This is a genomic window from Falsiroseomonas frigidaquae, assembly GCF_012163145.1.
GTDB lineage: Bacteria > Pseudomonadota > Alphaproteobacteria > Acetobacterales > Acetobacteraceae > Falsiroseomonas > Falsiroseomonas frigidaquae.
The window spans coordinates 309005-322508 of the sequence record NZ_JAAVTX010000004.1 but is presented as its reverse complement, the minus strand read 5'-3'; the positions used below and the strand labels follow the sequence as shown (position 1 = coordinate 322508).

Annotated in this window: 12 protein-coding genes; 9 read left to right on the top strand and 3 right to left on the bottom strand. The window is 69.8% G+C overall.

What is annotated here, in order from left to right:
• The first annotated feature begins 58 nt into the window (after positions 1-58).
• The 4 genes from HB662_RS14095 to HB662_RS14080 all read left to right on the top strand — a co-directional run bounded on the left by HB662_RS14095 (position 59) and on the right by HB662_RS14080 (position 3873).
• On the top strand, positions 59-1243 hold the full coding sequence (locus tag HB662_RS14095) for a pyridoxal-phosphate-dependent aminotransferase family protein (protein ID WP_168050450.1): 1185 nt from the start codon (positions 59-61) through the stop codon (positions 1241-1243).
• A gap of 107 nt (positions 1244-1350) precedes the next feature.
• The gene (locus HB662_RS14090) at positions 1351-2430 is read left to right on the top strand and encodes an SMP-30/gluconolactonase/LRE family protein (RefSeq protein WP_168050449.1); all 1080 of its coding nucleotides are present in this window, start codon (positions 1351-1353) and stop codon (positions 2428-2430) included.
• 98 nt (positions 2431-2528) lie between these two features.
• Positions 2529-3227, top strand: coding sequence for a glutathione S-transferase family protein (locus HB662_RS14085; protein WP_168050448.1), 699 nt, complete (start codon positions 2529-2531; stop codon positions 3225-3227).
• Position 3228: 1 nt separating this feature from the next.
• A complete protein-coding gene (locus tag HB662_RS14080) occupies positions 3229-3873 on the top strand; it encodes a VOC family protein (RefSeq protein ID WP_168050447.1) in 645 nt (214 codons plus the stop codon).
• Between the two features lie 69 nt (positions 3874-3942).
• Here HB662_RS14080 and HB662_RS14075 read toward each other — a convergent pair whose 3' ends face one another.
• A complete protein-coding gene (locus tag HB662_RS14075; protein WP_342449511.1) occupies positions 3943-4557 on the bottom strand; it encodes a class I SAM-dependent methyltransferase in 615 nt (204 codons plus the stop codon).
• A gap of 122 nt (positions 4558-4679) precedes the next feature.
• Between HB662_RS14075 and HB662_RS14070 the strand changes: the two genes are divergently transcribed.
• Entirely contained in the window at positions 4680-6080 is a 1401-nt protein-coding gene (locus HB662_RS14070) for a PleD family two-component system response regulator (protein WP_168050446.1), read from the top strand.
• A 228-nt stretch (positions 6081-6308) separates the two neighbouring features.
• Here the strand turns inward: HB662_RS14070 and rpmG are convergent, their stop codons facing one another.
• Positions 6309-6482 carry a 50S ribosomal protein L33 gene (rpmG, locus tag HB662_RS14065; protein WP_168033295.1) on the bottom strand — a complete coding sequence of 58 codons (174 nt, stop codon included), beginning with the start codon at positions 6480-6482 and terminating at the stop codon, positions 6309-6311.
• 107 nt (positions 6483-6589) lie between these two features.
• Entirely contained in the window at positions 6590-7591 is a 1002-nt protein-coding gene (locus HB662_RS14060) for a Bug family tripartite tricarboxylate transporter substrate binding protein (RefSeq protein ID WP_168050445.1), read from the bottom strand.
• A gap of 96 nt (positions 7592-7687) precedes the next feature.
• Between HB662_RS14060 and pyrC the strand changes: the two genes are divergently transcribed.
• The 4 genes from pyrC to topA are packed head-to-tail and all read left to right on the top strand — an operon-like array spanning position 7688 to position 13504.
• On the top strand, positions 7688-8956 hold the full coding sequence (pyrC, locus tag HB662_RS14055) for a dihydroorotase (protein WP_168050444.1): 1269 nt from the start codon (positions 7688-7690) through the stop codon (positions 8954-8956).
• 2 nt (positions 8957-8958) lie between these two features.
• Entirely contained in the window at positions 8959-9546 is a 588-nt protein-coding gene (plsY, locus tag HB662_RS14050; RefSeq protein ID WP_168050862.1) for a glycerol-3-phosphate 1-O-acyltransferase PlsY, read from the top strand.
• Positions 9543-10652, top strand: coding sequence for a DNA-processing protein DprA (gene dprA, locus HB662_RS14045; RefSeq protein ID WP_168050443.1), 1110 nt, complete (start codon positions 9543-9545; stop codon positions 10650-10652). Before plsY ends, dprA begins: the two co-directional genes overlap by 4 nt.
• Before the next feature lie 50 nt (positions 10653-10702).
• The gene (gene topA, locus HB662_RS14040; RefSeq protein ID WP_168050442.1) at positions 10703-13504 is read left to right on the top strand and encodes a type I DNA topoisomerase; all 2802 of its coding nucleotides are present in this window, start codon (positions 10703-10705) and stop codon (positions 13502-13504) included.

Genomic DNA, 13504 nt, shown 5'->3' with positions numbered 1-13504 from the left:
ATTGGCAGTCGGCATGGTCTGCGGCTAGCTATCGGGCCAGAGAGGGAGCCAAGACCCGATGGCCTATTTCCAGTCCAAGCCCAATTCCGGCCGCCATTTCCTGCAGATCCCCGGCCCCTCCAACGTGCCGGACCGCATCCTGCGCGCCATGGACCACCCGACCATGGATCATCGCGGGCCGGATTTCGGCAAGCTCGGCGCCCAGGTGCTGGAGAAGGCGAAGGCCATCTTCAAGACTGAGTCCCATGTGGTGATCTACCCCGCTTCCGGAACCGGGGCTTGGGAGGCGGCGCTGGTCAACACCCTCTCGCCCGGCGACCGCGTGGTGATGTGCGAGACCGGCTGGTTCGCGCATCTCTGGAACGAGATGGCGGAGCGCCTCGGCATCGTCGCCGATTTCGTGAAGACCGACTGGCGCCGCGGCGCGGATGTGGATGCCATCGGCCAGAAGCTGCGCGACGACAAGTCCCACGCCATCAAGGCCGTCTGCGTCGTGCACAACGAGACCAGCACCGGCGCCACCTCCCGCATCGCGGAGGTCCGCGCGGCGATCGACGCCGCCGGCCACCCGGCGCTGCTGCTGGTGGATACCATCTCCGGCCTCGGCTCCATGGATTACCGGCATGACGAGTGGGGCGTCGATGTCACCGTCTCCGGCAGCCAGAAGGGGCTGATGCTGCCGCCGGGCCTGTCCTTCAACGCGATCAGCGCCAGGGCCATCAAGGCCAGCGAGCAGGCCAGGCTGACGCGCAGCTTCTGGGACTGGAAGCCGATGCTGGCGGCCAACGCCACCGGCTACTTTCCCTATACGCCGGCCACCAACATGCTCTACGCGCTGGACACCGCCTGCGACATGCTGCTGGAGGAAGGCCTCGACAACGTCTTCGCCCGGCACGACCGCATGGCGGAAGCCACCCGCCGCGCCGTGCGCCATTGGGGGCTGGAGGTGCAGTGCCAGGACCCGCGCCACTACTCCTCCGTCCTGACCGCCGTGCGCCTGCCGGAGGGCCACAGCGCCAATGCGCTGCGCGCGACCATCCTGGAGAAGTTCAACATGAGCCTGGGCAACGGCCTGGGCCAGTTGAACGACCGCGTCTTCCGCATCGGCCATCTGGGCGACATTTCGCCCCTGCAGATGGTGGGTGCGCTCGGTGGGGTGGAGATGGGGCTGCGCGCGGCCGGCGTGCCGCACCAGTCGGGCGGCGTGCAGGTGGCGATGGACTATCTCGGCGGCAACGCCTGAGGAAGCCGGTCATCACGCCTTCGGGATGATGCACGCGGGGGTTGCACCCCCGCATCGGCCCCATGCCATCCTCCGGCCGCCCGTGCAGGGCCAATGGAGGAAACAGCATGAACCGTCTCCCCGACCCGTCGCGCCGCGCCCTGCTTGGCGCGGCCGCGGTCCTGGCTGCGACGCCCGCTGCCGCGCAGCGCAGCTATGGTCCGGACGCCCAGCCGCAGCGCTACCCTGACCCCGACATCATCGCGATCGACCCGAAGCGCTTCACCGCGAAGCTCGGTAATTCCGCCATCACCCGCCTGCATACCGGCATGGGCTGGGCCGAGGGTCCCGCCTGGCACGCGACCGGCAGGTTCCTGATCTGGTCGGACATTCCCAATGACGAATGCCTGCGCCTGGTCGAGGAAGACCTGACGACGCATCGCCGCTTCCGCAGCCCCTCCGGCTATTCCAACGGCAACACCTTCGACCGCGAGGGACGGCAGATCGCCTTCCGCCACTTTCACCGCGACGTGGTGCGCTACGAACCCGATGGCCGCGTCACGGTGCTGGCCGCGCGTGGCCCGGACGGTCCCTTCAACGCGCCGAATGATGGCGTGGTGCACCCCGAGGATGGCGCGCTGTGGTTCACCGACCCGGGCTATGGCGGGCTGATGGATTACGAGGGCAATCGCGTGCCCGAATCCGCGCAATCGCCGCGCCCCTTCATCAAGGAGGCGATCTACCGGATCGACGCACAATCCGGCCAGGTGGCGAAGGTGGCGGATGACGTGTTCAAGCCGAACGGCCTGTGCTTCTCGCCCGACTACCGCACCCTGTATGTCGCGGATACCGGCCGCAGCCATTACCCGGACGCCCGCAGCATCATCTGGGCCTATGACGTGGACGGCGCGCGGCTGACCAACCCGCGCACCTTCGCCGAGATGACGCTGGATGGCCGCACCGGCATGGTGGATGGCATCCGCTGCGACGAGGCCGGCAATGTCTGGGGCGCCATGGGCTGGGTTGGCGAAGGCTATGACGGCGTGCACGTCTTCGCCCCCGACGGTGCGCGCATCGGCCAGATCCGCCTGCCCGAGATCTGCGCCAATATCTGCTTCGGCGGCACCAGGCGGAACCGGCTGTTCATGTGCGCCAGCCAGTCGCTCTACATGGTGCCGGTGGAGACGCGCGGCGCGCATTTCTGCTGACTTCCCAATGAGTCAGGGTTCGCGGCGGCGCCTTGCCAGCCCGCCGCGGCCGGCCCACCCTGGATGATGAAGACGACCACAGGGGGGGGGACAGCCGCATGCCGATCGAGGTCTGGACCTGGCCGACGCCGAACGGCCACAAGATCCACATCGCCCTGGAGGAGCTGGGCCTGCCCTACACCGTGGTGCCGGTGAACATCGGCGCGGGGGACCAGTTCAAGCCGGAATTCCTGGCGATCACGCCGAACCACCGCATCCCGGCGATCGTCGATCCGGACGGGCCGGGCGGGCAGCGCCTGACGCTGTTCGAATCGGGCGCGATCCTGATTTACCTTGCCGAAAAGACCGGCCGCCTGCTGCCCGCCGACCCGGCCGGGCGCTACCGTGCGCTGGAATGGCTGATGTTCCAGATGGGCGGCGTCGGGCCGATGTTCGGCCAGTACGGTCATTTCCATACCTATGCCCCGGAACAGATCCCCTACGCCCAGGCGCGCTACGCGAAGGAGGTCGGCCGCCTGCACCGCGTGCTGGATAAGCGGCTCGGGGAGGCAGAATGGCTGGCGGGGGAGGTGTATTCGATCGCCGACATCGCCACCTTCCCCTGGATACGCAACCCGGCGCGGCGAAACATCGACCTGGCCGAATTCCCCAATCTGCAACGCTGGCACGACGCCATCGCTGCACGGCCCGCCGTGCAGCGGGGCGTGGCGGTGCTGGCCGAGAATCAACGAGTCGGCGGTATGTCCGACAAGGAGCGCGAAGTGCTGTTCGGCAATACCCAGTTCCAGGCCCGCTGAGATGGCCGAGATCGACCACATCGTCATTGGCGCCCGCACCCTCGAGGAAGGCGCCGACTACATCGAGGCGCAGCTTGGCGTGCGCCCCACCCAGGGTGGTGCGCATCCCGGCATCGGCACGCACAACATGCTGCTGAGCCTGGGGCCGCAGAGCTACCTGGAAGTGATCGCAGCGGACCCGGACCAGCCGCAGCCGACGCAGGCGCGGCCCTTCGACCTGGATGATCCGGCCGTCGCGATGATGCTGGAGGCCGGGCCGCATCTGCTCGCCTGGGTCGCCCGCACCCCGGTGCTGGATGCGGTGGTCACCCGGCTTGGCACCAGCCAGGCCGGGGAAGTGAAGGCCTGGTCGCGCGGCGACCTGACCTGGCGCATGGCCTTCCCGCCGCAGCGCCAGGACATGCGCAACCTGATCCCGCCGCTGATCCAGTGGGACGACGGCAAGGGCGCGGCGCCGCGGCTGAAGAAATCCGGCTGCAAGCTGGTGGCCCTGGAAGCCGAGCACCCTGATGCCGAACAATTGCGCGAGGCGCTGCGCCAGCGTGGGCTGGACGAGGCGCTGAAGGTCCGTCGCAGCCCGCATCCGCGCCTGGTGGCGCGGATTACGCGGCCGGACGGTTCGGAAGTGGCCCTCAGCAGCGGCTGAGGGCACACGACCTTGGCAGGTTCCGCATCCGCCTGGCACAGCTTCCTTGCTCAGACATTGCGGCGCGTCTCACGACCGGGCAGGTTGGTAGTGCCAGACGCTGGCCGGCGGGAAGTTCATCGGGGTCCAGACCTCGCGCTTCGCTGCCAGACCCAGGGCGCGGTAGGGCAGTGGCGAGGTGATGCAGTAGGTGTACAGCAGGAAACCTTTGCCAGGGGCCACCGCCTCCACCGCATCGACGAATCGCTGCTGGTCCGCCCGCGGCAACAGCACCAGGGGAATACCGCAGATCGCCGTGCCGACCTTCCCATGCATCGCTTCGGGCAGTGCCTTTGGCAGCTCGAAGGCATCGCCGCAGATGACGTTCACCCCGGGCAGGGCTGCCCGGAGGTGGTCGGCCATGTCGCGCACGATCTCGACCACCACCAGCCTCTCCGGCGGTACGCCGGCGGCGAGCAGGGCGCGGGAGATCACGCCCGTTCCGGCGCCGAGCTCCACCACGACCTCATCCTCCGCCCGTCGCACCAGGGCCGCGATCTTGCGGCACAGCGTGTCCGAGGACGGGATGATGGAGCCCATCTGCAACGGGTTCGCCAACCACCGCTTGAAGAACAGGCTGGCATTGGCGACCTCTCGATGGGCCGAGCTGGTCGCGGCGGATTCGCCTTGCGTGATGTCTGACACTGATTTCTCCTTGACAGATTTGTGACCATGTGCATCAGGTCAGCAGCGCAGCGTGTAGCCGGATTGCAGTCTCGTCGCCAGACGGCTGTGACGATCCGTGGCCGGCAAGGGGCGGTGGTTCGATGACGGCCCGCATCCTCGTCGTCGATGACATCGCCGCGAATCTCCGTCTGCTCGAGATCAAGCTGCTGAACGAATATTACGAGGTGGCGATCGCCGCCTCGGGGCCCGAGGCGTTGACGACCGTCCAACGCTGGATGCCCGATGTCGTTCTTCTCGATGTCATGATGCCCGGCATGGACGGCTACGAGGTCTGCCGCCGGCTGAAGGCGCAGCCCGGCACCGCCCATATCCCCGTCGTCATGATCACCGCCCTGACCGACCCGGCGGAGCGCGTGCGGGGGCTGGAGGCGGGGGCGGACGATTTCCTCTCCAAGCCGGTGGACGATGCCACCCTCTTCGCCCGGCTGCGTGCCCTGCTGCGGATGAAGCAGGTGCTGGACGCTTGGCGCCTGCGTGCCGAGACCGCCCGCGATTTGGGCTTCGAGCCACCGCCCGGCCCATCCCCCAGTGTCGCCGGCGCCCGCGCCCTGATCGTCAACGAGGATGCGGCGGAGGCGGAGGCGCTGGGCGTGGTGCTCGGCGCCGATGGGATCGAGGTGGCGCATTGCACCGACCCGGCCGAATCCTGGGACATCCTGCAGGACGGGCTGCATGACGTGGTGCTGCTGAGCCTGTCGCTCGATGGCGGCGATGCGCTGCGCCTGGCCTCACGCCTGCGCGCGCATGCCAATACGCGGGATGTGCCGGTGCTGCTGGTGGCCGATCCCGGCCAGAAGAACCTGGTGCTGCGCGGCTTCGACCTCGGCGCCAACGACCATGTGATCCGCCCGGTCGATCCGAACGAGCTGCGCGCCCGCGTGCGCAACCAGATCCGCCGCAAGCGCTACCAGGAAAGGCTGCGCGCCGACCTGGATCGCAGCCTGGAGATGGCGGTGACGGACCCGCTGACGGGGCTGCGGAACCGGCGCTATGTCCGCCGCCATCTGGAAGGCGTGCTGCGCAATTCCGGCGCGGCGGTGCTGCTGATGGATGTGGACCGCTTCAAGCTGGTGAACGACACCCATGGCCACGCCGCCGGCGACGTGGTGCTGCGGGAGGTGGCGGAGCGTGTGCGCGGCCATCTGCGCGCCGCCGACGTCGTGGCCCGCTATGGCGGGGAGGAGTTCCTGGTGGTGATGTCCGGCGCCGCGACCGAGGACGGGATGCTGGTGGCGGAGCGCCTGCGCGCCGCCATCGCCAATGTCCCGATCGTCGCGGAAGGCATCGCGCTCAACATCACCATGAGCATCGGCGTTGCCGCCGGCGGCATCGGCGCGCAGGCGGATGACGTGGTCAGTGCGGCTGACGCGGCGCTGTACCGCGGCAAGAACAGCGGCCGGAACAAGGTGGAAGCCGCCATCCGCACGGATTGGGCGCCTTCCGCCGACCAGGGCAAGGCCGCCGACCGCAGCGCGCGCTAGACCATGATCCGCAGCCATGGATCATGGTCCAGCCTTTGCTGAGAGGGTGATTAACCGCTACGGCGATGCCGCCTTCGCGGATCATGCTCCAGGCGGCGCCACGCCTTTCGGCGCATCAGGCGGCGCCAAGGCCGCCGACCGTAAAACGCAGAAATTCGCGCCAGACTCAGGGGTCCAGCGCGGCCTGTAGGCCCTGCGGCGCGGGGGGAGCGAGCCCCCCCCGGCGGATTACTTGATCTTCGACTCGCGGAACAGCACGTGCTTCCGGGCAACCGGGTCGTACTTCTTCATCTCGAGCTTGCCGGTGGCGTTCCGGGTGTTCTTCTTGGTGACGTAGAAATAGCCCGTGGACGGCTCGGCCGTGCTCACCAGTTTGATCAGGATGGTATTGGCCTTGGCCATCGTACAGGTTCCAGCACAGGAAGCGGTTCAAACGGTTTGCGGGCGGGCCTTGCAGCCCACCCGGCGAAGGAGCGTGTTCTAGACCGCTCGCCCGTCAGGTCAAGGCTTCAGTTGGCCGTGGCGCCGCTGGCGCGCACCACCGGCACCCATTCGGCCAGTTCCCGCTTGAGGAAGGCGGCGAATTGGGCCGGGCTGCCCTCGGCGATCGGCGGCAGGTCCTGTTCGCGCAGGCGGGTGGCGGTGGCCGGTTCCAGCAGCGCCTGGCGCACCGCCGCGTTCATCCGGGTGACGATCGCATCCGGCGTGCCGGCCGGAGCGAACAGGCCGAACCAGGAATAGGCCTTGTAGCCCGGCAGCCCGGCCTGCGCCGCGGTCGGCACATCCGGCATCAGCGGCGAACGGGCATCCGTCGCCACCGCCAGGCAGCGCAGCTTGCCGGCGGCGTGGTGCGGCGCGATCAGGGCGGGCGTGTCGAAGCAGATGTTCACCTGGCCGGCCAGCATGTCCGTCAGCATCGGCGCGCTGCCGCGATAGGGCACATGCGTCGCCTCCGCCCCGATGGCATTGAGGAAGGCCACAGCGCCAATATGCGCGGACCCGCCGGCGCCGCCGGTGCCGTAGGCATACTTGCCCGGATTGGCCTTCAGCAGCGCGATCAGCCCGGCCAGGTCGGTGACGCCCAGGCCGGGATGCACGGTGATGCAGATCGGCACCATCACGGTGGGCGCCACGGCGATGAAGTCGCGTTCCGGGTCGTAGGGCAGGCGGTCGCCATACAGGCCGACGGCCAGCACATGGGTGGAGATCGTGCCCATCAGGAACACGCTGCCATCCTTCGGCGCCCGGGCGACCGAATCGGAGCCGATGGTGCCGCCCGCGCCGCCGCGATTCTCGATCACGACCGACTGGCCCAGGATTTCCTGGATGCGGGGGGCCAGCAGGCGGGTGGAGACATCGGTGCTGCCTCCGGCCGCGAAGGGCACCACGATCCGCACCGGGCGGGTCGGCCAATCGGCCTGCGCCAGGGCCGGGCCGGCCACGGAAGCGGCCATGGGAGCGGCCAGCAATGCGGCGGGAAGGGCGAGGGCGGCGCGGCGTCGGAGCATCATGTGGCCTTGTCCAGGGGAGGAGCCGCGAGCATAGGCGCAACCGAAGCCGCACGACCATGCATGGCGGGACTCGCCGCGTTGGTTATAACGGCAGCAATGCCCGACCTTGTCCTCCTTCATGCCCGCCTGCTCGACCCCGCCACGGGGCTCGACGCGCCCGGATCGCTGTTGCTGCGGGAGGGCCGGATCGCTGATTTCGGCACCAATCTCGGCGTGCCTGATGGCGCGGAAACCCTGGACCTGCAGGGCGCCTGCGTCGCGCCCGGGCTGGTCGATCTGCGCGCCGCGCTCGGCGAGCCGGGCGCGGAGCACCGCGAGACCATCGCCTCCGCCGCCCAGGCCGCGGCGGCGGGCGGCATCACCACGCTATGCGCCCTGCCGGACACACAGCCCGCCATCGACGACCCGGCGCTGGTCTCCTTCCTCGCCCGCCAGGCCGGCGCCAGCCTCACCATCCTGCCCTATGGCGCCGCCACGCGCGGCTGCGCCGGGAAGGACCTCGCCGAGTTCGGCCTGCTGCGGGAGGCCGGCGCGGTGGCCTTCACCGATGGCAGGCGGGCCATCGGCTCCGCCCGGCTGATGCGGCTGGCGCTGTCCTATGCCCGCGCCTTCGGCAGCTTCATCGTGCAGCATCCGGAGGAGCCGACGCTGGCCGCCGGCGGCGCGGCGACCGAGGGCGAGCGTGCCACGCGCATGGGCCTGCCCGGAATCCCGCCCGCCGCCGAATCGATGATGGTGGAGCGGGACATCGCCCTGGCCCGCCTGACCGGCGGCCATGTCCACTTCGCCCATCTCAGCACCGCTGCGGCGCTGGAGGCCATCCGGCGCGCCAGGGCGGAGGGACTGCGCGTCACCTGCGATACGGCGCCGCCCTATTTCGACCTGAACGAGACGGCGATCGGCGAATACCGCACCTATGCCAAGCTGTCCCCGCCGCTGCGGGACGAGCAGGACCGGCTGGCGGTGGTGGCGGCGCTGGCCGATGGCACCATCGATGCCGTCGCCTCCGACCACCAGCCGCATGATGCGGATGACAAGCGCCTGCCCTTCGCCCAGGCGGAACCGGGCGGTGCCGGCCTGGCCACGCTGCTGGCGGTGACGCTGGCGCAGGTGCATGGCGGCCGCCTGCCGTTGCTGGAGGCGATCGGGCTGATGACGGCCAGGCCCGCCGCGCTGCTGGGCATCGAGGCCGGGCGGCTCCGCAAGGGCGCGCCGGGCGACCTGGTGGCATTCAGCCTGGAGCGCGGCTGGCAGGTGCATTCCGGCAAGCTGCCGGGCAAGGCGCAGAACACGCCGTTCGACGGGCGGGCGCTGGAAGGCCGGGTGCTCGGCACCTGGAAGGCGGGCCAGAGGGTGTTCGGGTGAATATCGGGCTGATTCTCGCCGGGCTGCTGGGCTACCTGCTCGGCTCCGTGCCCTACGGGCTGCTGCTGACCAGGGCGGCCGGGCTGGGCGATGTGCGGGCGATCGGCTCCGGCAGCATCGGCGCCACCAATGTGTTGCGCACCGGCAACAGGAAGCTGGCCGCGGCAACGCTGGTGCTGGATGCGGCCAAGGGCGCGGTGGCGCTGCTGCTGGCCCGCTGGATCTGGGGCGAGGATGCGGCGCTGCTCGCGGGCTTCTGCGCGCTGCTGGGGCACACTTTCCCCATCTGGCTCGGCTTCAAGGGCGGCAAGGGCGTCGCCACCGGGGCCGGCGTGCTGCTGGCGGCGCAGCCGGGCCTCGGGCTGCTGCTGCTGGGCGTCTGGCTCGCCATGGCGGCGCTGACCCGGATTTCCTCGCTCAGCGCGCTCACCGTCTGCGCCCTGGCGCCGGTGGTGGCGGCGCTGTCCGGCGATTGGCGGCTGGCCGGCTTCTGCCTGGGCGTGGCCCTGCTGATCGCCATCCGCCACCACGCCAATATCCGCCGCCTGCTGGCCGGCACCGAGCCGCGCATCGGCAAGAAAACCAGGTGATTCCGGCCGAGGCCCTGGCGCGGCTGCGCCTGTCTCGCACCGAGGGCATCGGCCCGGCCACCTTCCGTCGCCTGATCGCCCGCCATGGCAGCGGCGCCGCGGCACTGGCCGCGCTGCCGGCGCATGCCGCCCGCAGCGGCCGCGCCTTCACCCCGCCGCCGCTGGCCGAGGTGGAGCGTGAGATGGTCGCGGTCGCCCGGATGGGCGGCTCCTTCCTGTTCCTCGACGATCCCGCCTACCCGCCGCTGCTGGCGCTGCTGGAGGACCCGCCGCCGGTGCTGGCGGTGCTGGGCGACCCGTCCGTGCTGAAGCGCCGCCAGGTCGGCGTGGTCGGCGCGCGCTCCGCCTCCGCCGCCGGGCGGCGCATCGCGGAGGAGCTGGCGGCGGGGCTGTGCATGGGCGGTGTCGCCGTCACCTCCGGCCTGGCGCGCGGAATTGATGCGGCGGCGCATCTGGGGGCGCTGGGCGCGCATGGCCGCACCATCGCGGTGGTGGCCGGCGGGCTGGACCAGCCTTACCCGCCGGAGAATGCGGCGCTGCAGGCCCGCATCGCGGCGGAAGGTGGCGTGGTGGTGGGGGAGGCGCCGCTCGGCACCGCCCCGATGGCGCGGCACTTCCCGCGCCGCAACCGGATTGTCGCCGGGCTGGTGCTGGGGCTGGTGGTCGTGGAGGCGGCGCCGCGTTCCGGCAGCCTGATCACCGCCCGCCTGGCGCTGGAGGCGGGGCGGGAGCTGTTCGCGGTGCCCGGCAGCCCGCTGGACCCGCGCGCCCGCGGCGGCAACGACCTGCTGCGCCAGGGCGCCCACCTGACCGAGAATGCCGAGGATGTGCTGGCCAACCTGCCGGCCCAGCCGTTGGAACTGCCGCTGTTTTCCCGGGCTCCGAGGTCAATTAACCATTCCCCGGACCCGGTTTCCGCCTCGGACCCCCCCGAATCGGCGGCGCAAATTCTTGAATTGATTGGATCGGTACCGGTCGCCGTTGACGATCTGGTTCGCCGCTGCCAGCTATCTGCGCCATCCGTCCAGGCGATCCTGCTCGACCTGGAGTTGTCAGGGCTGGTTGAGTGCCTGCCTGGCAACCGGGTCGTGCGGTCAGTGACCTGACCGTTCGGGCGATCGAGGCGGGACAAGCGCGCGAAGGCGAATAGATCAAAATGCCTGATGTCGTCGTGGTCGAAAGCCCCGCAAAGGCCAAGACCATCAACAAATACCTCGGTGGCGACTTCACGGTCCTCGCCTCCTTCGGCCATGTCCGCGACCTGCCGGCCAAGGATGGCAGCGTCCGGCCGGACGAGGATTTCGCCATGGATTGGGAGGCGGATGAGCGGGGCGACCGGCAGATCACCGCCATCGCCAAGTCGCTGAAGGGCGCCCGCCGCCTGTTCCTCGCCACCGACCCGGATCGGGAAGGGGAGGCGATTTCCTGGCATGTGAAGGACATGCTGGCCCGCCGCGGCGTCCTGAAGGGCGTCGAGGTGCACCGCATCACCTTCAACGAGATCACCAAGCGGGCCGTGCAATATGCCGTGGCGCATCCGCGCGACCTGGATGTGCCGCTGATCGACGCCTACCTGGCGCGCCGCGCGCTGGACTACCTGGTGGGCTTCAACCTGTCCCCGGTGCTGTGGCGCAAGCTGCCCGGCAGCCGGTCCGCCGGCCGCGTGCAATCCGTCGCGCTGCGGCTGATCTGCGAGCGCGAAGCCGAGATCGAGGCGTTCCGGGCCCGTGAGTACTGGACGGTCGAGGGCCGCTTCGCGACGCCCTCCGGCGCGCCCTTCTCGGCTCGCCTGACGCATCACGAGGGAAAGAAGCTCGACCAGTTCGACCTGCCGAACGAAGCCTCGGCGATGGCCGCCAAGGCGGCGGTCGAGGCAGGCAAGTTCAGCGTTGCCTCGGTCGAGAAGCGCCGGACCAAGCGCAACCCGCCGCCGCCCTTCACCACCTCGACGCTCCAGATGGAGGCGTCGCGCAAGCTTGGCATGGGCGCGCAGGCGGCGATGCGGGTGGCGCAGCAGCTTTATGAAGGCACCGATATCGGCGGCGAGAGCGTCGGCCTCATCACCTATATGCGAACCGATGGCGTGCAGATGGCCCGCGAGGCGATGTTCGCCATCCGCGACCATGTGAAGGAAGCCTTCGGCGCCGACTACGTGCCGGGCGCGCCGCGCGAATATTCCTCGAAGGCGAAGAACGCGCAGGAAGCCCACGAAGCGATCCGGCCGACCGACGTCTCCCGCACCCCCGAACAGGTGGCCCGCTTCCTCGATGACCGGCAGCGCAAGCTGTATGAGCTGATCTGGAAGCGCGCCGTCGCCAGCCAGATGCAGTCGGCCGAGATCGACCAGACGGCGGTGGAGCTGGTGGAGCCATCCGGCCGCACGAAGCTGCGCGCCACCGGCTCCGTCATCGCCTTCGACGGGTTCCTGCGGCTTTACCGCGAGGATGAGGACGACCGCGCCGCGGATGCGCGCGCCGGCATCGCCACCGCCGGGCCCGAGCCCGACGACGAGAGCAAGACGCTGCCGCCGATGCGGGAGAAGGATGCGGTGAAGACCGGCGCCATCGCCGCCAACCAGCACTTCACCCAGCCGCCGCCGCGATTCTCCGAGGCGACCCTGGTGAAGCGGCTGGAGGAACTCGGCATCGGCCGGCCTTCCACCTACGCCTCGATCCTGCAGGTGCTGCAGGACCGGGACTATGTGAAATTGGAGAAGCGGCGCTTCGTGCCGGAGGACCGCGGGCGGCTGGTGACGGCCTTCCTGATGGCCTTCTTCGAACGCTACGTGGATACCGGCTTCACTGCGGGGCTGGAGGAGAAGCTCGACGACATCTCCGGCGGCCGGGCCGACTGGCGCGCGGTGATGCGCGCCTTCTGGGAGGAATTCTCCAAGGCCATCTCCGCCACCAGCGAGCTGACGATCAGCGACGTGATCGATGCGCTGGACGAGGATCTCGGCCCGCATTTCTTCCCCGCGCGGTCCGATGGCGTGGACCCGCGCGGCTGCCCGGCCTGTTCCGGCGGCAGGCTCGGCCTGCGGCTGGGTCGGACCGGGGCCTTCATCGGCTGCTCGAATTATCCCGAGTGCCGCTACACCCGCCCGCTGGTGGCGCCGGGGTCGGAGGCCGAGGGGGCGGCGGGCTTCAACGAGGGTCAGCGCGAGCTGGGCGTCGATCCGGCGAGCGGCAAGAACATCAGCCTGCGTCGCGGCCCCTATGGGCTTTACGTCCAGCTCGGCGAGGAAACCCTCGACGAGAAGGGCAAGAAGGTGAAGCCGCGCCGCGCCAGCCTGGCCAAGGGCATGGACCCGGACAGCCTGACGCTGGACCGCGCGCTGGCCCTGCTGTCGCTGCCGCGCATCGTCGGCGTGCATCCGGAGACGGCGGAGGAGATCGTCGCCGCGATCGGCCGCTTCGGCCCCTATGTGAAGATGGGGCAGTTGTTCAAGTCGCTGGACCCGGATGACGACGTGCTGGTCATCGGCCTGAACCGCGCCATGGCGCTGCTGGCTGATGTGAAGCCGCGCGGGCGGGCGCTGGGGGACCATCCCTCGGGCGGCAATGTCGATGTGCGGCGCGGGCGCTTCGGGCCCTTCGTCATGCATGGCAGCCGCGTCGCCTCCATGCCGAAGACCATGGATTTCGACACGGTGACCTTGGATGAGGCGGTGAAGCTGCTGGCCGAGAAGGGCAAGGAGCTGCCGCCGCTGAACAAGGGCAAGAAGGGCGCCAAGAAGGCCCCGGCGAAGAAGGCTGCGGCAAAGGCGGACGCGGACGCCGAAGCCCCGAAGAAGGCGCCGACGAAGAAGGCGGCGCCGAAGACGGCGGCGGACGGCAAGGCGCCGGTGAAGAAGGCGCCGGTGAAGAAGGCCCCGGCGAAGAAGGCGCCGGCCAAGGCGGCGGCCAAGCCGAAGGCTGCGACGGCGGCGAAGAAGCCGGCCGCGCGGAAGGCCAGTTAG

Bases quoted from the DNA above. Each gene is read 5' to 3' on its own strand.
- HB662_RS14085 (WP_168050448.1), top strand. From the start codon at position 2,529: ATGCCGATCGAGGTCTGGACCTGGCCGACGCCGAACGGCCACAAGATC.
- pyrC (WP_168050444.1), top strand. From the start codon at position 7,688: ATGCCCGACCTTGTCCTCCTTCATGCCCGCCTGCTCGACCCCGCCACG.
- HB662_RS14070 (WP_168050446.1), top strand. From the start codon at position 4,680: ATGACGGCCCGCATCCTCGTCGTCGATGACATCGCCGCGAATCTCCGT.
- HB662_RS14060 (WP_168050445.1), bottom strand. From the start codon at position 7,591: ATGATGCTCCGACGCCGCGCCGCCCTCGCCCTTCCCGCCGCATTGCTG.
- topA (WP_168050442.1), top strand. From the start codon at position 10,703: ATGCCTGATGTCGTCGTGGTCGAAAGCCCCGCAAAGGCCAAGACCATC.
- HB662_RS14090 (WP_168050449.1), top strand. From the start codon at position 1,351: ATGAACCGTCTCCCCGACCCGTCGCGCCGCGCCCTGCTTGGCGCGGCC.
- rpmG (WP_168033295.1), bottom strand. From the start codon at position 6,482: ATGGCCAAGGCCAATACCATCCTGATCAAACTGGTGAGCACGGCCGAG.
- HB662_RS14095 (WP_168050450.1), top strand. From the start codon at position 59: ATGGCCTATTTCCAGTCCAAGCCCAATTCCGGCCGCCATTTCCTGCAG.
- HB662_RS14080 (WP_168050447.1), top strand. From the start codon at position 3,229: ATGGCCGAGATCGACCACATCGTCATTGGCGCCCGCACCCTCGAGGAA.